Below are 18,881 nucleotides of genomic sequence, written 5' to 3'. Positions count from 1 at the left end.
CGATCGTCACCCGGCGATCGGGGAGACCGCGATGCAGCCGCCGGCCGCGGCCTTGCCCGCGTCCTTCTCCTCCTTGATGACCTCGCCCTTGTAGATGATCTTGCAGGTGACCTCGGCGCCGGACGGGTCCAGGGCGATCGGCATGACACCGGGCGGCATGATCCCGCGCAGCGTGACCGTCTTCGTCCAGGGCAGCGTGGGCTTCTCGACCGTCTCGATCTTCGGCTCCATGGCGTCGCCGCCCCCGCCGTGGTAGTCGATCGTGTCGATGTTCTTGCCCGAGACCTCGTAGGTCACCTCGTACGTCTCGTTGACGGCCTTGTCGACCTCGTCGGTCACGGCCTTGTCGACCCGGTCCGCGGTCTCGGAGCAGGCGCCGAGGCCCAGCGCGAGGCCGGTGACGGCGAGGGTGGTGAGGGCGGCGCGGACGGTGCGGTTCATCAGTGATCCCCCCGGATCTGGCGTAGGAAGCTGGCACGATATAGCAAAGGAAAAGCAAAGTCATACTGTCGGCTGTTCGCTGAAATCGCAGGTCAGCGCGATTGTCAGTGGGGCGCTCTAACGTCGTGGACATGAATCAAACGGGGGTGCGCTGGACGACGGAACAGGTGCTCGCTCTGGCTCCTGATGAGGCGTCACGCAAAGCGGGCGACAAACTGGGCACGGCCGGGCCGTGGTCGGAGGCGGGCAGCGGCTCCGCGGGCGCAGTGTGGGGCCTGTGCAAAGGCAGCGGTGGCAAGCCGTATCAGACCATTGTGGACACAACGGGCCCCGCTTACAAGTGCAGTTGCCCAAGCCGGAAATTTCCGTGCAAGCACGCGCTGGGGCTGCTGCTGCTCTGGGCGGCGGACGAGCGGAGCGTGCCGGAGACGGCGGAGGAGCCCGGCTGGGCCGGGGAATGGCTCGAAGGGCGCCGGAAACGGGGCGAGGAGCGGCCCGCCGGGGAAGCGGGCGCGGCCGGGTCCGGGAAACCGGCCGATCCCGGGGCCGCCCGGCGCAGGGCGGAGCGCAGGGCCACCCGGATCAGCGCGGGCGCCACGGAGCTTGAGCAGCGGCTGACGGATCTGCTGCGCGGCGGGCTGGCCTCGGCGGAGCAGTCGGGGTACGGGCTGTGGGAGGAGACGGCGGCCCGCATGGTCGACGCGCAGGCGCCGGGGCTCGCGGGCCGGGTACGGGAGCTGGGGGCCATCCCCGGCTCGGGCGCCGGCTGGCCGGTACGGCTGCTGGAGGAGTCCGCGCTACTGCATCTGCTGACCACGGCCTGGCTCGGCCGGGACCGGCTGCCGGAGCCGCTGGCGACGACGGTGCGTACGAGGATCGGCCTGCCGTCGCCGGCCGGCGGTACGCCGATCAGGGACCACTGGCTGGTCCTGGCGCAGGACGACTCCTCGGACGGCAAGCTCGTCACGCGCCGGATCCGGCTGTACGGACGGGACTCGGCGCGTTCCGCGCTGCTGCTCGCCTTCGGCGCGGCGGGGCGCTCCCCGCAACTGGCGCTGCCGGTGGGCCTGATGATCGAGGCCGAGATCACCCCGCACGGCGGCGCGGGGCAGCTACGGGCCGACTGGGGGCGGCAGTTCGGCGCCCCGGCCCCGATCCCGGGCCCGCCGCCCGGCGGCTCCACGACAGCGGCGATCGAGGCGTACGGGGCGGCGCTGCGCGCGGACCCCTGGCTGGACGCGTGGCCGGTGACGCTGACCGACGTCATTCCCGTGCCGGCGCCGGGCGGCTGCTGGCAACTGGCCGACGCGGACGGGGAATCCGCGCTGCCCCTCACGGGCTCGGCGCTCTCACGGCCCGGTCTGTGGAAGCTGGCCGCGCTGTCCGGCGGCGGTCCGGTCACGGTCTTCGGGGAGTGCGGGCACCGCGGCTTCCATCCGCTCGCGGCCTGGACCGAGGAGATACCGGGGCCGGTCCCGCTCACCTGACGGTCCCGCTCATCCGACGGATCCGCTCACCCACGGGGCCGGACAGGACCTGGCCGACCGCGCCGACAACGGAGGGCTCCATGACGGACACGACTCGCACCAACGATCCGGTCGACCCGGCCGGCTCCGCCGGCACGACCCGCGTCACGACGCTCGGGGAAGGGCTCGTCACCTCGGCGCTGCTCGGTACGGAGCGCCGCACACCGCCCGCGGAGATCCTGGCCCCGGGCAAGGAGGCGCCGACGGCCCTGCTGGACGCCGCCGCGCTGCACACCGTACGGCGCAGGGCGGGGCTCCTTCCCGCGCGCGCCGCCGCCCGCCCGGAGCCCGCGGCCCATGACGGCCGCGCGCGGCTGCCGGAGGCGGCCGGAAGACGGCTCGGCCGGCTGCTGGCCGACCGGTCGGGGTCCTCCGGCGGAGGGCGGCGGGGCGCGGCGCCCGATCTCACCGAACTGCTCCCGCAGTGGCTCGCCGCCGCCAATGAGCACGGCTACCGCGCGCCGGCCGCCGTGCTGCCCGCGCTGCTCGACGCGGCCCGCGCGCGTACCGATCTGCGGCCGCAGGCGCTGACGTTCGCCGGGCCGCGCGGGCTCTGGCTGGCGCGGTTCAACCCGGAGTGGAAGTTCGCGCTGCGGGGCGCGTCCGGCGGCGCGCTGCTGCCCGACCCGGGGGACGGCGAGGCCGTCCGACTGCTCTGGGAGGAGGGCCTGTTCGCGGAGCGGGTCGCACTGCTCGCCGCCGTACGGGCCCAGGACGCCGAGGCTTCCCGGGCCCTGCTCGCCTCGACCTGGTCCACCGAACGCGCGGAGGACCGGCTGATGTTCCTCGACTCGCTGCGTACGGGGCTGTCCGGGGCGGACGAGCCGTTCCTGGAGCGGGCCCTGTCGGACCGCAGCCGCAATGTCCGGCACACTGCCGCCGAGTTGCTCTCCTCGCTGCCGGGCTCCGCCCTGGCCGGAAGGATGGCGGCCCGCGCGGCGACCTGCGTCAGCATGGACCGTACGGGCGGCGGCCAGGTCATCACGGTCGAGGCGCCGCACGAATGCGACGCGGACATGCAGCGCGACGGCGTGGTACCGGCCCCGCCCGCCGGCCGGGGCGAACGGTCCTGGTGGCTGGGCCAGTTGGTCGAGGCCGCCCCGCTGGACACCTGGCCGGCCAGGCTCGGCGGCCGTACCCCCGGGGAGATCGTCGCGCTGCCCGTCCTGGACGGCTGGGCCGACGAGCTGCACGCCGCGTGGTGCCGGGCGGCCGTACGGCAGCGGGACGCGCGCTGGTCCACCGTCCTGCTGGGCTCGCCCGCGGCCTCCCCGGCCGCCGGTCCCGGCCCGTCGTCGCTGGCGGAACGGGCGAAGCTGCTGGCCACGCTGCCGCCCGCGGAACGGGCCTCCTGGGTGGCCTCGTTCATAGCCGCCCATGGCCTCTCGGAGGCGTTCCAGCTGCTCGGCGTCTGCGCGGTGCCCTGGGCTCAGCCGCTCGGCCGGGCGGTCGTGGACGCGCTGGACATCGCCCGGGACGCGGGAAGCTACCCCTGGAGCTTCAGCGGGGTCATGGGCCTCGCCGAGCGATGCCTCGACCCCGCGGAGGCGAGCCGGCTGGAGCTGCTCACGGCGGCCCAGGACGAGCCGGAGGACGCGTCACCGGGCGCGGGCGGCTACTGGTCGGAAGCCTTCCGGCGGCTGGTCTCCACGCTGCGTCTGCGCGCGTCGATGCTGGCCGAGCTCAACGGGCACGACGGGCCCGACGACCTCGGCCAGCCCGCCGAACCGGCGGCGCGATGAGCGAGGGCACGAACGCCCCCGCGCGTCACAGCCCCGCGCGTCACGCGCCCGCGCGCTGGCGGACGTTGGCGTTGACCCACGTGACGATGGAAGTCGTCGTCGCGCCGGGGGTGAAGATCTCCGCCACGCCCAGCTCCTTGAGCGGGGGGATGTCCGCCTCCGGGATGATGCCGCCGCCGAAGACCTTGATGTCCGCCGCGTCCCGCTCCTTGAGCAGCGCGATCACCTTCGCGAAAAGCGTGTTGTGCGCCCCGGAGAGGATCGACAGACCGATCGCCTCGGCGTCCTCCTGGATCGCGGTGTCCACGATCTGCTCGGGCGTCTGATGGAGCCCCGTGTAGATGACCTCCATCCCCGCGTCCCGCAGCGCACGCGCGATCACCTTGGCGCCGCGGTCGTGTCCGTCGAGTCCCGGCTTCGCCACCACCACCCGGATCGGGCCGCCGGCCGCGTGCGCTCCGCTCGTCCCGTCCTGGCTCCGCGACTGATTCTCCGGACGCTGGTTCTCCGGATGCCAAGCCACACCCATCACTGCCTCCACATACCGACCGCACTGTCATTGGCACGGGCCCCCGCCCCCCGGTCCGGTCGGGACCGGGCACGCGGAGGTGAACGAACGTTATCCACAGCATCCCGCACGCGTCTGTTTCGCGGAGGTCGGCGAGGGGGAAATCACACGTGGGACATGTTCGCTTTGCGTCGTTCCGGTATGACTCGGCATACCTGGCCGGGTCGGGGCGACCGCAAGGGGAGCCGCAAGAGGAGTCGCCACACGAGCGCCGTTCCACCGTGCCGCCAGCCGCGCGGCGCGGTGGCACGGCTCGCGTGTACCGACCCCGGGCACTTATGGCGTGCCGGAAGCCATCCGACCCGCCGGGCGGCGCCCCGTGAGGGCATGCGGGGGCCAGAGCCGCCCCCCGGTGCCGTTCGGAGGTCGGCCATGAAGGTTTCGCCGTTCTTGCCGCTGTTTCCCTTCGTTCCGCCGCTTCTGCGCCAGGCCGGCCGCGTGTGCCACGCCACGCTCCCGGTTGACGCGCTCCGTGCCAACGCGCTCGATCTGGCGGTGCTCACCGGCCATCTCGTCCTCTACCCGGCCGGGATCGTCCAGGAGCGCCGCGCAGAGCCCCTGCCGCCGGAAACCGCCCAGCTGCCCACGGAGGGCCGCGCCCATCCCCCCGTCGTCCTGCTCCACGGCCTCGTCGACAACCGGTCCGTCTTCGTGCTGCTGCGCCGCTCCCTGGCCCGGCACGGCTGGACCCGGCTCGTCTCGCTCAACTACTCGCCGCTGACCTGCGACATCCGCACGGCCGCCGAATTGCTCGCCCAGCATGTCGAGGAGATCTGCGCCCGCACCGGCCACCGCCAGGTCGATGTGATCGGGCACAGCCTGGGCGGCCTGATCGCGCGGTATTACGTACAGCGTCTGGGCGGTGACTCACGGGTACGTACGCTGGTCACGATGGCCACGCCGCACGAGGGCACGGCCGTCGTCCCGCTGGCGAACGCCCACCCGGTCGTCCGGCAGATGCGGCCGGGGTCGGACGTGATCGAGGAACTGCGGCTGCCCGCGCCCGGCTGCCGTACACGGTTCGTGAGCTTCTGGAGCGATCTCGACCAGCTGATGGAGCCGGCCCTCACCGCACGCATCGCGCACCCCGACCTGAAGGCGGAGAACGTACTGGTGAGCGGGGTGGGGCATCTCGCCATGACGGTGCATCCCGGAGTCGCGGCCGGCATCCGGCACGCGCTCGAATCTCCTGGGCACAGAGGCGAATCCGGTCCGGGTTCCGTCAACTCCGGCCGCGCGCCCGGGAAATCCACGGAGGATGACCCCCACTTCGACGGACCGGCGTCCGTCGCCTGACCTGTGACACCCGTCGGCTGACCCGTGACACCCGTCGGACGACGCGTGAGGTCTGCCCGCCGACGCGTGGCACGTGCCGACTCACGCGGGGCTCCTCGAAATCGCCCTCGAAATTCCGCCCCCGACTCGAACACGCTTCGAACATAGGGCCAAGTCTGCGCCCGTCGTCCCCCGAAACACGGCCGAATGCCCGTTTCAACGGAACGCAAAACCTGCCGAAGATTGTCGCCGTCCTATACCGCCGGGTACAGTCGCGGCCACTGCTTTCCCTCAGGGGTCCTGTCCCTCAGACAGGCTTCCGGAGGAAACCCTGGTTCTGCTGCCGAGGCGAGAGAGAAGTTGGTGAACGACCAGCACGCCCACGCCGGGTACGCCGCATACGACGGTTACCAGACCGGCAGCTTCGAGACCGACCCGCTCTTCGGCACCCTGCCGGACGGATCGGGCGGGTACGAGAACACCCAGGCCCCCACCGGCCAGTACGACAACACGCAGTGGAGCACCGGCGCTCATCAGACGGCCGGATACGACGCGTACGCCACGCCGCAGTACGACACCAGCGGCCAGTGGGCCACCGTCACCGCCGCGCCCGACCACGGCTACCAGCAAACCCAGGTCGTCCCGGGCCAGTCGGCGGAGCCGGATGTCACGGGCCAGTGGGACGCCGACGCCTGGAACCAGGCGAACCACGCGACGCATGCGACGCACGCACCCCAGGACGCCCAGGCACATCAGGGCGACCAGCTGAACGGGACCGGCGGGACAGGCCAGTTCGACGCCACGCAGTTCGGTTACGGCACCTCGGACCACACCGTCGCGGCGTCCTTCGACCCCGCCGCGCCGTTCGCAGGCGCACAGTTCGAGACCGCGCAGTTCGACGCGACGCAGTTCGACGGCACGCAGTTCGACGCAGCGCAGTTCGGGTACGAGGCGACCGCGCAGTGGGCAGCGCCCGCGTTCGACACCGGCGCGTACGACGCCACCGCCTGGAACTCGCCCGCCACGACGGCCGATGCCCCGTACGACAACACACATGAGCGGTACGGCCAGGACGGCGGCCCGTACGAGCAGTACGACCTCGCCGCGGGCACCGAGTACGGCGCCCCCGGGCCCGAGCCTGAACACGCCTTCGACGCGGAGCCCGGCTACGAGGCCGAGAGCGGCGCGGAGACCGACGCCCACGCCAAGACCGGCGAGGCCGGCGAGGTGGGCAAGGCCGGACTCGAAAGCGACACGGACGCGGACTCCGCGCCCGACAAGGCGGAGCCGCTGCACATGGCGGCGACGATGACCACTCCCACCGTCACCGCCCCGCCGCGGAGCGAACGCCGGGCCGGAGGCGGCCCGAGCGGCAGCCGGGGCCGCCGCCGCACCCCCGCCAAGCGTTCCGCGCTCCTCACTGTCGCCGTGCCCTCCGCCTGTGTGATGGGGGTCGCCGGTGTCGCCGCCGCCTCCGTCGGCGGTCTCGGCGGGGGCCAGGAGCCGCAGGCCGACAAGACCACGACCGCCACGGCCGCCGATCCCGGCTCCGTGAAGCCCGTGGCCGCGAACAACAAGCTGGACACGCAGCTCGCCGCCCTCAACGCCGACGCCCGTGACTTCGGTGACCGGGCCAGCCGTACGCAGGAGCGCATCGACCTCCAGGCACGGCAGGAAGCGGAGAAGAAGAGGCGCGAGGCGGAGGCGGCCCGCAAGGAGGCCGAGCGGCCCAAGTTCGTCCTCCCCGTCTCGCAGCACGGGCTCAGCGCGCGCTACGGCCAGGCCGGCGTCAACTGGATGTCCGTGCACACCGGGATCGACTTCCCGGTGTCGTACGGCACGCCGGTGATGGCCGCGACCGACGGCACCGTACGCACGCAGTACAACAGCGCCTACGGCAACATGGCGATCGTGACCGCGCCCGACGGCACCGAGACCTGGTACTGCCATCTCAGCACCACGAAGATCCGCTCCGGTTCGGTCAAGGCCGGTGACGTGATCGCGTATTCGGGGAACTCCGGCAACTCCACCGGACCGCACCTGCACTTCGAGGTACGGCCCGGCGGCGGCGCCGCGATCGACCCGCTGGCCTGGCTCCGCAGCCACGGCGTCGACCCGACGTAACGGGCGCCCCTTCCGGGGCCCCGTCCCGTCGTGCCAATAGTGTCGTGCTGTACCTACAGCGTCGCGTCGTACCTCGTACCGGCGGCCGTCGCGGGTCTGCGCGCCGTACCTACAGCTTCTCGACCGGCGCGTACCGCAGCACCAGCCGCTTGGGCTTCTCGTCCCCGAAGTCGATCGTCGCCTGCGTTTCCGCGCCCGTACCCGTCAGCGCCATGACCGTGCCGAGGCCGAACCGGTCGTGTGTGACGCGGTCCCCGACCGCCAGCGCGATCACCGGCTTGTCCGTCACGCGCCCCGTGGCGAAGCCCGAGGGGCCGCCGCCCGGCCGCGAGCGCGCGGCGGTCGAGGACAGCGAGGACGTGATCCCGGACGTGGGCCCCGCCGGGATCTGCGCGCCGGTCCGCTTCCACTCCAGGTGGTGTCCCGGGATCTCCTCCAGGAACCTCGACGGCGGGTTGTACGAGGGCTGGCCCCACGCGCTCCGCATCGACGAACGGGTCAGATAGAGGCGCTCGCGGGCGCGGGTGATGCCGACGTACGCCAGCCGCCGCTCCTCCTCCAGCTCCTTCGTCTGGCCGAGGGCGCGCATGTGCGGGAAGACGCCGTCCTCCATGCCCGACAGGAACACGACCGGGAATTCGAGGCCCTTGGCGGTGTGCAGCGTCATCAGCGTGATGACACCGGAGCCGTCCTCGTCCTCGTCGGGGATCTGGTCGGAGTCGGCGACGAGCGCCACCTTCTCCAGGAATTCGGCGAGCGTACCGGCCGTGGCGGCCGCGGGAGCCGCGGCCGCCGCACCGGCGGCATCGCCCGCCGCCTCGGCGGCGGCCTGAGCGCGCTCCTGCTCGAACTCCAGCGCCACCGCGGCCAGTTCCTGAAGGTTCTCGATACGCGTCTCGTCCTGCGGATCGGTCGAGGCCTGCAACTCCGCCAGATAGCCGGTCCGTTCGAGCACGGCCTCCAGGACCGTCGCGGGCCCGGCGCCGGACTCGACGACCGTACGCAGGTCCTCCATCAGCGTGTTGAACCGCTTGACGGCGTTGGCCGAGCGCGCGGCCATCCCGTACGCCTCGTCCACCCGCCGCAGCGCCTGCGGGAAGGTGATCTTCTCGCGCAGCGCGAGCGCGTCGATCATCGCCTCCGCGCGGTCCCCGATGCCGCGCTTGGGCACATTGAGGATCCGGCGCAGCGGAACGTTGTCCTCCGGGTTGGCCAGAACGCGCAGATAGGCCAGCACGTCGCGGACCTCCTTGCGCTCGTAGAAGCGCACTCCCCCGACGACCTTGTAGGGCAGGCCGACCCGGATGAAGATCTCCTCGAAGACACGGGACTGCGCGTTCGTACGGTAGAAGACCGCGACATCGCCCGCCTTGGCCTCGCCCGCGTCCGTCAGCCGGTCGATCTCGTCGGCGACGAACTGCGCCTCGTCGTGCTCCGTGTCCGCGACGTAGCCGGTGATCTGGGCGCCCGCGCCGGCCTTCGTCCACAGATTCTTCGGCCGGCGGCTCTCGTTCCGCTCGATGACCGCGTTGGCGGCGCTGAGGATCGTCTGCGTGGAGCGGTAGTTCTGCTCCAGCAAAATAGTCGTCGCGTCCGGGTAGTCCTCCTCGAACTGGAGGATGTTACGGATCGTGGCGCCCCGGAAGGCGTAGATCGACTGGTCGGCGTCGCCGACGACGCACAGCTCGGCCGGGTCGTGTCCCTCGCCGGAGGGGCCCACCAGCTCGCGTACGAGCGTGTACTGAGCGTGGTTCGTGTCCTGGTACTCGTCCACCAGCACATGCCGGAAGCGGCGCCGGTAGTGCTCGGCGACATCGGGGAACGCCTGGAGCAGATGGACGGTGGTCATGATGATGTCGTCGAAGTCCAGCGCGTTGGCCTCGCGCAGCCGCGCCTGGTACATCCGGTAGGCCTCGGCGAGCATCTTCTCGAAGCCGTCGGCGGCCTGGTCGGCGAAGGTCTCCTCGTCGATCAGCTCGTTCTTCAGATTCGAGATCTTGGCACTGAAGGACTTGGGCGGGTAGCGCTTGGGGTCGAGGTCCAGATCGCGGCAGACCAGCGCCATCAGGCGCTTGGAGTCGGCGGCGTCGTAGATCGAGAACGACGAGGTGAACCCGAGCCTCTTCGACTCGCGCCGCAGGATCCGTACGCAGGCGCTGTGGAACGTCATGACCCACATGGCGTTGGCACGCGGGCCGACGAGCTGGCCGACGCGCTCCTTCATCTCGCCCGCGGCCTTGTTGGTGAACGTGATCGCCAGTATCTGACCGGGGTGGACGCTGCGGGTGCCGAGCAGGTGCGCGATCCGGTGGGTCAGCACCCGCGTCTTGCCCGAGCCGGCCCCGGCCACGATGAGCAGGGGCGAGCCGGTGTGCACGACCGCCGCGCGCTGCTCCTCGTTCAGCCCTTCGAGCAGCGCGGCGGGGTCCACGACCGTGCGCGGGGCGCCGTCACGGTGGTACTGGTCCCGCGCCGGGGGCACGTCGTAGGCACCCTGGAAGAGGTCGTCGGGCACCTGCTCCGGTGCGTGCTCCGCGTCGTCCTCGGGCGGCGGCGGATGCTCGTCGCCGGAGGGCTGGAGGTCCGCCAGGAAACTGTCGTCAAAGAGGCTGCTCATCGCCTTCCGAGTCTAGGCCCTGTCCGGCCGATCTTCGCGGGCCCGCGACGCCTGGCACCGCACCTCGCCACGTTGTCGGAGTCGCCCAAGTACGTCCAGTACATGGGCGATCCTCCGCCTTGCGATGTACGGCACCAGACGCCGCGGCCTGATCCGCGAAGATCGACCGGACAGGACCTAGGCCGCCGCACTGACACCCCGCGCCCGCCTTCGGAATTCCCCGGCCGCGTTCCCCGTCACCGTCACCATCACCACAGGCGGCCCCCCGGTCACTCATCGTGGCGAACGGACACCAGGAGCCGGTTTCGCAGATCGCACGCGCAAATAGTCACGAAAATGTATCGGGCATATCGGCCATCGACCTTCACACCAGCACCACACTTTGGCTAGCGTGCTCGACCAGGCAGCCCGTACCCCCAACGGCGACCCACGCCAAGCGGGCGGCCCACGCCGAATTCGGACTTTCCCCAAGGAAGTTCGGAACCGGGGACCCACAGTGCACAACCGGGGTGAATCGGGCCTTTCGCTCAAGACCCGTAGGGCAGCCTTCCGTTCCGCCCGAACCCGACAGCTAACCCGGTAGGCGGTCCACGGAAGGAGATGTCGGCCTTGGCGTCGCATCGCAAACCGCGCAGCTTCGGCGGAGTACGTACCGCCTCTCCCGCCGTCGGGATCACCACGGCCGCACTCGCCTCGGTCACCCTGCTCTCGGCCCAGAGCGCGAGCGCCGCGCCCGTCGAGCCGAAGCCGTCCATGGAGGAGGTACAGAAGAAGGTCGACGATCTGTACCGCCAGGCCGGCAGCGAGACCCAGAAGTACAACAAGGCGAAAGAGGCCACGCAGAAGCAGAAGCGCGCGGTCGACCGGGTGCTCGACGAGGTGGCCAAGCGCGCGGACAAGCTGAACGAGGCCCGGCGTACGCTCGGCTCGTTCGCGGCCGCGCAGTACCGGGAAGGCGCGGTCACCCCGACCGCCGCCCTGCTGTTCGCGGACAGCCCGCAGGCGTTCTTCGAGCAGAAGCAGGTGACGGACCGGCTGACGGAGCGTCAGCGCGGCGTCCTCACCGACTACCAGACACAGCAGGCCGCCGCCGCGAAGAAGCGGGCGCAGGCGGCCAAGGACCTGGAGTCGCTCAACGCCTCGCAGGCCGCCCTGCGCACCAGCAAGCAGACCGTGCAGCAGAAGCTCGGTGCGGCGCGTGCGCTGCTGGCGAAGCTGACCACGGAGGAGAAGGCGCGGCTGGCCGCGCTGGAGCGCAAGAAGGAAGAGGAAGCGCGCCGCAAGGCGGAGGCACGGGCGAAGGTGGAGGCCCGCGCGAAGGCCGAGGCCGAGCGCAAGCGCAAGGAGCAGCAGGCCCAGACCCCGCCGGCCGGCACGGGCTCGGACTCGGGAACCGGCTCGGACTCGGGAACCGGCTCGGGCTCAGGGACCGGCTCGGGGACGGGTACGGGGACGGGCTCGGGCGGCGGGTCCGGTACGAGCGGCGGCACCGGAGCCTCGGACGGCAGCTACGCCACCAAGGCCGCCAAGGTCCTCGCCTTCGCCCGCGCCCAGATAGGCAAGCCGTACGTCTGGGGCGCCACGGGCCCCAGCTCGTACGACTGCTCGGGCCTGACCCAGGCCGCCTGGAAGGAGGCGGGCGTGGAGCTGCCGCGCACCACCTGGGAACAGGTGAAGGCCGGCACGCGCGTCGCGACCGAGGATCTGCTCCCCGGCGACCTGGTCTTCTTCTACGACGACATCAGCCACGTCGGGCTCTACATCGGCGACGGCATGATGATCCACGCCCCCAAGCCGGGCGCGAACGTCCGCGAGGAGTCGATCTACTACATGCCGATCTACGGAAGCGTCCGCCCCGCCTGACGGAACAGCGGGCGGCACGCGGGAGCCGGGGCCCGGGACCAGGAGCGGGAGCGGGCCCCGGGCATCTCCGTGTGGGTCAGGTCCAGAGCGTGGCGATGAAGATATTGGCCACCGTCAGCCCGCCCACCGCGCCGAACAGCGGCTTCGGGGCGGTCTCGTCGTCGCGCTTCACGTACACCACGGCCAGGATCACGACCAGCACCGCGAGCTTGATGCCGACCTTGATGTTGTTCACCGTCTGATCGTCGGCCTGGTTGAGGCCCACCAGGGCCACGCCCGTGACGAGCATCGTCAGCGCGCCGTGCAGCATCGCCTTGTTGAACCGGGCCGTGCCCGTGCTCATCGACTTCATCTGGGTGAGAAAGCCGCCCAGCAGCGAGGCTATGCCGATGATGTGGAGCGCGACGAAGACATTGATGAGTACGTCCATGCCCGGAGCCTATCGAGGGCCATATCAGCACCGACCGGCGAGGTGGGGCGGTGTTCCGGTATCGGTCGGGTCCGGACGGAAAGGCGTTCCGGGGTCGCGATCACACCGGTCACAACACGGCCCGGTTCTGCCACCTCTCGCCAATACCGGCCATGCCGAGGCCGGACTGTGACCTTGCGCCTTAGCGTCCTTCTCCTGGCGACCGGCCATGACCCACCGTGACCGACTAGGGAAGAGGATCGACCCCCGTGGCAGCGCACCGAAAGCCCCGACAGCGCAGGCTCACCGGCCCGGCCGGCCGTACCGCCGCCACCCTCGCACTCGCCGGGGCCGCGACCACCACCGCCGTCGACGGCCCCGCGCAGGCCGAGCCTCAGCTCACCCCGGCGCAGGTCAAGGCGGAGGTCGACGCGCTGTACGAGCAGGCCGAGACCGCCACCGAGCGGTACAACGGGACGAAGGTCAAGGCGGACAGGGCCCGTACCGCGCTCACGCGGCTGCGGGACGAGGCCACGCGCAGGACGGAACGGCTCAACAGCTCACGCGACGCGCTCGGTTCGATCGCCTCCGCGCAGTACCGCGCCGGCGGCCTCGACCCCGCCGTACAGCTCGCGCTCAGCTCCTCGCCCGAGGAGTACCTGGAAGGGGCCTCGCTCGCCGAACGGGCCGGTTCCCGGCAGGCCGCCCGGATCACCGCCGTCCGCAGGGAACTCGCCCGTATCGCCGAACTGCGCGTCCGGGCCGACGGCCGGCTCACGGAGCTGAAGGCGTCCCAGTCCGAGCTGGCCCGGCACAAGTCCGCCATCCAGGAGAAGCTCGGCTCCGCCCAACGGCTGCTGGACCGGCTCACCGCGGCGCAGCGCGCCCAGTACGACCAGCGGCGGGACGGCGGTGACCAGAACGCCGGGTCCATGGCCCAGGGCGCCGCGTCCACGGCCCCGGGCGCGGTGCGGGCGCCCAACGCCCGTGCCGCCGCGGCCGTCGCCTACGCCTACGGGGCGCTCGGCAAGCCGTACGTCTGGGGTGCGACCGGGCCCGGTGCCTTCGACTGCTCCGGGCTCTCCCAGGCCGCCTGGCGCTCCGCGGGCGTCGCGCTTCCCCGTACCACCTACACGCAGATCAACACGGGACAGCGGGTCTCACGCGGCGATCTCGCCCCCGGTGACCTGGTGTTCTTCTTCTCGGGCATCAGCCATGTCGGGATCTATGTCGGCGACGGGCAGATGATCCACGCGCCCCGGCCCGGCTCGGCGGTCCGGCTTGCGCCGATCGACCAGATGCCCTTCGCCGGCGCCAGCCGGCCTGCCTAGGCGTGGGCGCCGGCCGGCCGGTCCAGGAGGGCCGGCAGGCCCACGCCGGGCGGGCCCGCAACTCCGGAATCGCCGAACGGCCCACACCGGAGTGCCGGTTACGCCTCCCCGGGTGACGATGAGCGCAGCATCCCGTCTGCCCTGAAGGGGGAGCCGTGAGACGAGCCATCGCCACCAGAGGAACAGTCCTCGGCGTCGGCGCCCTTCTCGTTCTGGCGCCTGTCGGCCTTACGCCCCAGGGGTGCGGCGATCTTTCCGGCGGCCGGCTCTGTATCGAGGGCCCGGTGGGCGGCGCGGGACCGTTCACCGTGCGCTACGTCCAGTACAAGGGCCACCCCGGTGTCGCCGTACGCCTCGGATACCAGCGCAAGGACGACCGGATCACCGCGTTTCCCGGCTGGCTCGGCACCCAGCAGACCTGGCACGGCCGCGCCGAGCTGACCGCCCGGCTCGACACCGCGCCGGGCGAGTGCATCCGCGGCGTGATGGAGCACCGGGACCGGACGTACGTCACCGAGTGGCACTGCTCGTAGCCAGGACGGCGGCGACGCGTCTCGGACCCGTCCCTCGGACCGGCCCGTGCCTCAGACCAGCCTGCGCGCCGTCGCCCAGCGCGTCAGTTCGTGCCGGTTGGAGAGCTGGAGCTTCCGCAGCACCGCCGAGACATGGGATTCCACGGTCTTCACCGAGATGAAGAGCTGCTTGGCGATCTCCTTGTACGCGTACCCGCGCGCGATGAGCCGCAGCACCTCGCGCTCGCGCTGGGTCAGCCGGTCCAGATCCTCGTCCACCGGCGGCGCGTCCGTCGAGGCGAAGGCGTCCAGGACGAAGCCGGCCAGCCGGGGCGAGAAGACCGCGTCGCCCTCCTGCACCCGGAAGATCGAGTCGACCAGGTCCGTGCCGGTGATCGTCTTGGTGACATAGCCGCGGGCGCCGCCCCTGATCACGCCGATCACATCCTCGGCCGCGTCCGAGACCGACAGCGCCAGGAAGCGCACCGGATGCTCGCCCGCCCCCATCAGCGGCGCGCAGCGGCGCAGCACCTCCACGCCGCCGCCACCGGGGAGGTGGACGTCGAGGAGCACGACCTCGGGCCGGGTCGCCGTGATGACGGTGACCGCCTGGTCGACATCGGCGGCCTCCCCGACGACCTCGACGCCGGTCTCCTCCGTACGGCCGATCTCGGCCTGTACTCCGGTGCGGAACATCCGGTGGTCGTCGACGAGCACGACCCGTACGCGCCGGCCGTCCCCCGCCGGGCCGCCGCTCTCCGCACCGGTGGCCCCGGCCTGTGCGCCCTCGCTCATGGTCTCTGCCCCTCGCCCTTGTCGTTCGTCCGCTCGGTTACGGACCGCTCCTACGCACCGCTCGTATCATCCCCGGCCCCGGCCACCCGTACCGTCGCGCCCGTCCCGGTCTCAGTCTGCCCGTTCCATCTCCAGCTCGACCTCCGTGCCGTTGCCCGGCACCGAACGCAGCCGTGCCGTACCGCCGTTGCGCTGCATCCGGCCGATGATCGATTCCCGTACGCCCATCCGGTCGTCCGGCACCGCGTCCAGGTCGAAGCCGGGGCCTCGGTCCCGTACGGAGAGGAAGACCGTACGGCCCTCCACCTCCGCGAAGACCTGGACGGCGCCGCCCTCGCCACCGTACTTGGCGGCGTTGACCATCGCTTCGCGCGCGGCCTGCATCTGCGCGGCCAGCTTCTCGTCGAGCGGGCAGTCGCCCACGACCACGACCTCGATCGGGACCCCGTGGTAGTCCTCCACCTCCGCCGCCGTGCGCTTCACCGCCTCGGCGAGGGTGGTGGGTTCGTCCTCCTCGTCCTTGCCCGTGCCCTCGGGCCGGTAGAGCCAGGCGCGCAGCTCCCGCTCCTGGGCGCGGGCGAGCCGGCGGACCTCGCCGCCGTCGTCGGCGTTGCGCTGGATGAGCGTGAGGGTGTGCAGCACGGAGTCATGGACGTGTGCGGCGACCTCGGCCCGTTCCTGCGCGCGTATGCGCATCAGCCGTTCCTCGGAGAGGTCCTGCGTCATCCGTACGAGCCAGGGCCCGGCGAGCAGGGCGACCCCGGCCACGACGGCGATCGCCCCGGTCAGTACGTTGCCGAGCTGGGCCGCCGCGCCGCGCACCACCATGAAAACGGCCAGCCCGAGGCCGACCAGCGCGACGCCCGCGAGGCCGCGGGCTAGCTGGAATATCCGGCGGCGTCTGCCGACCTCGGTCCAGCGGGCACGGCGGGCGTTGTCCGCCTGCCGCCAGACCAGGACGACGCCCGCGCCGATCAGCAGGGTGGGCCAGATGTAGCGATCGGCCTGGCTGCGGCCCAGATTGACGTTGCCGACGAAGACGGACGCGCCGATCAGCAGCGCGATGAGCGCGAAGATCTGGCCCCTGTCGGGTTTGCGCAGCCGCCGCCGGCCGTCCGGGGTGGTCTCGAAGAGCGAGCGCGGTTCGGCCGTCGTCCCGCCGACGCCGAGCGGTACGACGATCCAGAAGACGGCGTAGAGCAGCGCGCCGAGGCCCTGGGCGAAGAAGAGGCCGAGGAAGACCAGCCGTACCCAGACGACCGGCAGCCCGAGATGCCCCGCCAGCCCGCGCGCGACACCGCCCAGCATCCGGCCGTCCGCGCTGCGGTAGAGCTTGCGCGTGGCCTGTTCCTCGGGCATCGGGGCGCGGGAGGGCGAGGTCGCGGCGCGTGGCGGGGCGGCAGGCATGTCATCGATGGTCACATGGCGCGGTACGCGGGGACATCAGGGTCGGGTCCCTGAGGCGACCCTGATACCCCGGGGGATGCCAATATCAGGGACAGACCGGGGTCGGGGCCGCTGGAGCCCGCGCCCGCGCGCCGTCACCATGGACGTATGACCCAGCCGCCCCCCGCGCCGCCCGCCGCGCCGCCCCCGGCATCGGCCCCCGGCCCCGGCCCCGCGTCGTCCCGTCCCCTCTCCCCGGATCTGCGGCGCAGCTCCCGGCAGAAGATGGTCGCCGGGGTGTGCGGCGGCCTGGGGCGGTACTGCGACATCGATCCGGTGATCTTCCGGATCGTGATCGGGGTGCTCACCGTCACCGGCGGCATCGGGCTGATCTTCTACGGCTTCGCCTGGCTGCTGATCCCGCTGGAGGGCGAGGACGAGAACGAGCTCCGCAGGCTGCTGTCGGGCCGGGTGGACGGCTCCTCGCTGATCGCGGTGCTGCTCGCGCTGGTCGGCTGCGGACTGCTCCTGTCCATGCTGGGCGACGACAACACGCTCTCCTTCGGTGTGATGCTCTCGGTCGCGGTCGTGGGCTCGGCCGTCTGGTCGCAGCGCCGCCGCGCCGCCGCGCCCGACGGCGCCTCCCCCGCCTCCGCGACGGCGCACGCCGCGGCGGAGGCACCCCCCGAGACCAAGGCGCCGCCGGCGCCCGGCGGCACCCCCTCGTGGTGGCGCGACCCCATCGTCAAGGACGGCACCACGGGCCGGGCCCCGGGCGAGGCGGCCTATCTCTGGGGCCCGCCGGAAGCCGCCGCGGAGCGTCGGGAGCGGCACGACGGCACGACCCCGCTGCTGATACGGACGCCACGTCCCCGGGGTCCGCGCGGGATCGGCGGCACCGTATTCCTGTTCGCCCTGCTGGCGGGCGGACTCGGCACGGGCCTGACCTGGGACGGCCATCCGTTCGGCACGAGTCTGCAGACCGGACTGGCCGCCGCGCTCGCGGTCTTCGGTCTCGGGCTGGTCGTCAGCAGCTTCCTGGGCCGCACCGGCCTGGGCACGATCGTCCTCGCGCTGGTCACCGCCGGGCTGCTCGGGGCGAGCGCGGCGGTGCCGAAGGACATCACCACGGAGTGGGGCCGCCCGCACTGGACGCCGGCTTCGGTCGCGTCCGTGGAGCCCCGGTACCGACTGGGCTCCGGCATCGGCACCCTCGATCTGACCGGCCTCGCGGTCCCCAAGGGCCAGACGGTCCGTACGTCCGCCGAGGTGGGCGCCGGGCAGCTCAAGGTCGTCGTACCGGAAGGAGTGACCGTGAAGGTGCGTGCCACGGCCGGTCTCGGGGACATCAGGCTCCCCGGGGAGCCGCCGAACGATGTGGACATCTCCCCGGACCAGTCGCGCGAGCGCACGCTGTCGCCGGACGCCGGGTCCGCTCCGGCGGGGACGCTGGAGCTGCGGCTCGAAGTCGGCCTCGGCCAGGTGGAGGTGACCCGTGCTGCGTCATGAGTTCAGGCCGGGCAGGCTGGTCGCGGGCCTGGCGGTGCTGGGCGCGGCCGTCACCTACGCGGGAGACGCGGCCGGCGCCTGGCACACACCGTGGTACGTGGCTCTCGTCGTGGTCTGGGACGGTCTCTGTGTGGCGGCCCTGGTGGCCTGGACGCACTACCGCATACGCCGTCGCCGGCCGGCCAGGGCGGCGTCCAGCGAGAACCCCGGCGCACCGGCCAGCACGAGCGGCAGCCAGGCCATGAGATAGGCGAGGTCGTTGCCGTAGTAGTACGGGGTGCTCTGCCAGCTGACGGTCAGCCACAGGCTCAGCGAGATCAGGGCGCCGCCGAACGCGGCGAGCCGGGCGAGCACCCCGAACAGGGTGCCCAGGCCCACGGCGAGTTCCCCGAGGGCGATGGCGTATCCGAACCCCGAGGGGCTCTTGAGCGCCAGATCCACCAGCGCGGGGACGGCCGAGCTGTCGCGCACGGCGCGCATCATCTCGCCGACGGACCCCGCGCCGGTCGCCGAGAAGAATCCGCTCTGGGTGAGTTTGTCGATCCCCGCGTAGATGAAGGTGACGCCGAGGAAGATCCGCAGCGGCAGGAGCGCGTAGCGCGAGGCGTTCGCGCGCCGGCCCGTCCGCTCGTCGTCGAGCCGCCCATAGGTGTCCGTCCGGTGGCCAAGTGTCATCGCCGGTCCGCCTCTCCCTGTCCCACGCCGCTGCCGCGGGGGCGACTGTCCCCGCGTGCCTTGTCCCTGTATACGCATCAGGACACGCTCGGCACTCAGTGAACCGGC

General features: G+C 72.0%; 15 protein-coding genes and 1 riboswitch. Of the genes, 8 read left to right on the top strand and 7 right to left on the bottom strand.

Annotated elements, in window-relative coordinates; translation table 11 throughout:
• Positions 1 to 6: 6 nt before the first annotated feature.
• Positions 7 to 441: an MmpS family transport accessory protein gene (locus ACFRKB_RS08190; RefSeq protein ID WP_383104261.1), complete on the bottom strand. Its 435-nt coding sequence runs from the start codon at positions 439 to 441 to the stop codon at positions 7 to 9.
• A gap of 131 nt (positions 442 to 572) precedes the next feature.
• Between ACFRKB_RS08190 and ACFRKB_RS08185 the strand changes: the two genes are divergently transcribed.
• Together ACFRKB_RS08185 and ACFRKB_RS08180 are read left to right on the top strand one after the other, a co-directional pair.
• On the top strand, positions 573 to 1,928 hold the full coding sequence (locus tag ACFRKB_RS08185) for an SWIM zinc finger family protein (protein ID WP_383104259.1): 1,356 nt from the start codon (positions 573 to 575) through the stop codon (positions 1,926 to 1,928).
• A gap of 80 nt (positions 1,929 to 2,008) precedes the next feature.
• Positions 2,009 to 3,709, top strand: coding sequence for a DUF5691 domain-containing protein (locus ACFRKB_RS08180; RefSeq protein ID WP_383104257.1), 1,701 nt, complete (start codon positions 2,009 to 2,011; stop codon positions 3,707 to 3,709).
• A 40-nt stretch (positions 3,710 to 3,749) separates the two neighbouring features.
• On the opposite strand, the gene ACFRKB_RS08175 is transcribed toward ACFRKB_RS08180, so the two are convergent.
• Positions 3,750 to 4,238 carry a cobalamin B12-binding domain-containing protein gene (locus tag ACFRKB_RS08175; protein WP_383104253.1) on the bottom strand — a complete coding sequence of 163 codons (489 nt, stop codon included), beginning with the start codon at positions 4,236 to 4,238 and terminating at the stop codon, positions 3,750 to 3,752.
• 411 nt (positions 4,239 to 4,649) lie between these two features.
• On the opposite strand from ACFRKB_RS08175, the gene ACFRKB_RS08170 reads away from it, so the two are divergent.
• Both ACFRKB_RS08170 and ACFRKB_RS08165 read left to right on the top strand, forming a co-directional pair.
• Positions 4,650 to 5,573 (top strand): esterase/lipase family protein, encoded by a 924-nt coding sequence (locus tag ACFRKB_RS08170; protein ID WP_383104251.1) that lies wholly within the window; start codon positions 4,650 to 4,652, stop codon positions 5,571 to 5,573.
• A 342-nt stretch (positions 5,574 to 5,915) separates the two neighbouring features.
• Positions 5,916 to 7,676, top strand: a complete 1,761-nt coding sequence (locus ACFRKB_RS08165) for a M23 family metallopeptidase (protein ID WP_383104249.1) — start codon at positions 5,916 to 5,918, stop codon at positions 7,674 to 7,676.
• 109 nt (positions 7,677 to 7,785) lie between these two features.
• Here ACFRKB_RS08165 and pcrA read toward each other — a convergent pair whose 3' ends face one another.
• On the bottom strand, positions 7,786 to 10,293 hold the full coding sequence (pcrA, locus tag ACFRKB_RS08160; protein WP_383104247.1) for a DNA helicase PcrA: 2,508 nt from the start codon (positions 10,291 to 10,293) through the stop codon (positions 7,786 to 7,788).
• A 438-nt stretch (positions 10,294 to 10,731) separates the two neighbouring features.
• Positions 10,732 to 10,895: riboswitch (cyclic di-AMP (ydaO/yuaA leader) on the top strand.
• A 7-nt stretch (positions 10,896 to 10,902) separates the two neighbouring features.
• Between pcrA and ACFRKB_RS08155 the strand changes: the two genes are divergently transcribed.
• A complete protein-coding gene (locus tag ACFRKB_RS08155; protein ID WP_383104245.1) occupies positions 10,903 to 12,156 on the top strand; it encodes a C40 family peptidase in 1,254 nt (417 codons plus the stop codon).
• Positions 12,157 to 12,232: 76 nt separating this feature from the next.
• On the opposite strand, the gene ACFRKB_RS08150 is transcribed toward ACFRKB_RS08155, so the two are convergent.
• Entirely contained in the window at positions 12,233 to 12,586 is a 354-nt protein-coding gene (locus ACFRKB_RS08150; RefSeq protein ID WP_030351510.1) for a hypothetical protein, read from the bottom strand.
• A gap of 248 nt (positions 12,587 to 12,834) precedes the next feature.
• Between ACFRKB_RS08150 and ACFRKB_RS08145 the strand changes: the two genes are divergently transcribed.
• Both ACFRKB_RS08145 and ACFRKB_RS08140 read left to right on the top strand, forming a co-directional pair.
• Positions 12,835 to 13,896 carry a C40 family peptidase gene (locus ACFRKB_RS08145; protein WP_383104244.1) on the top strand — a complete coding sequence of 354 codons (1,062 nt, stop codon included), beginning with the start codon at positions 12,835 to 12,837 and terminating at the stop codon, positions 13,894 to 13,896.
• A gap of 155 nt (positions 13,897 to 14,051) precedes the next feature.
• Positions 14,052 to 14,429, top strand: coding sequence for a hypothetical protein (locus ACFRKB_RS08140; protein WP_383104243.1), 378 nt, complete (start codon positions 14,052 to 14,054; stop codon positions 14,427 to 14,429).
• 51 nt (positions 14,430 to 14,480) lie between these two features.
• Here the strand turns inward: ACFRKB_RS08140 and ACFRKB_RS08135 are convergent, their stop codons facing one another.
• Positions 14,481 to 15,203 carry a LuxR C-terminal-related transcriptional regulator gene (locus tag ACFRKB_RS08135; RefSeq protein WP_383104241.1) on the bottom strand — a complete coding sequence of 241 codons (723 nt, stop codon included), beginning with the start codon at positions 15,201 to 15,203 and terminating at the stop codon, positions 14,481 to 14,483.
• Between the two features lie 111 nt (positions 15,204 to 15,314).
• Positions 15,315 to 16,610, bottom strand: coding sequence for a PspC domain-containing protein (locus ACFRKB_RS08130; RefSeq protein ID WP_383104240.1), 1,296 nt, complete (start codon positions 16,608 to 16,610; stop codon positions 15,315 to 15,317).
• 147 nt (positions 16,611 to 16,757) lie between these two features.
• Here ACFRKB_RS08130 and ACFRKB_RS08125 point away from each other — a divergent pair, with 147 nt between their 5' ends.
• On the top strand, positions 16,758 to 18,098 hold the full coding sequence (locus tag ACFRKB_RS08125) for a PspC domain-containing protein (RefSeq protein ID WP_383104238.1): 1,341 nt from the start codon (positions 16,758 to 16,760) through the stop codon (positions 18,096 to 18,098).
• Between the two features lie 156 nt (positions 18,099 to 18,254).
• Here ACFRKB_RS08125 and ACFRKB_RS08120 read toward each other — a convergent pair whose 3' ends face one another.
• Positions 18,255 to 18,773 carry a DoxX family protein gene (locus tag ACFRKB_RS08120; RefSeq protein WP_383104237.1) on the bottom strand — a complete coding sequence of 173 codons (519 nt, stop codon included), beginning with the start codon at positions 18,771 to 18,773 and terminating at the stop codon, positions 18,255 to 18,257.
• Positions 18,774 to 18,881: the final 108 nt, after the last annotated feature.

Source organism: Streptomyces scopuliridis (assembly GCF_042790125.1).
Classification (GTDB): domain Bacteria; phylum Actinomycetota; class Actinomycetes; order Streptomycetales; family Streptomycetaceae; genus Streptomyces; species Streptomyces scopuliridis_A.
This window is presented reverse-complemented; position numbering and strand designations above follow the sequence as displayed.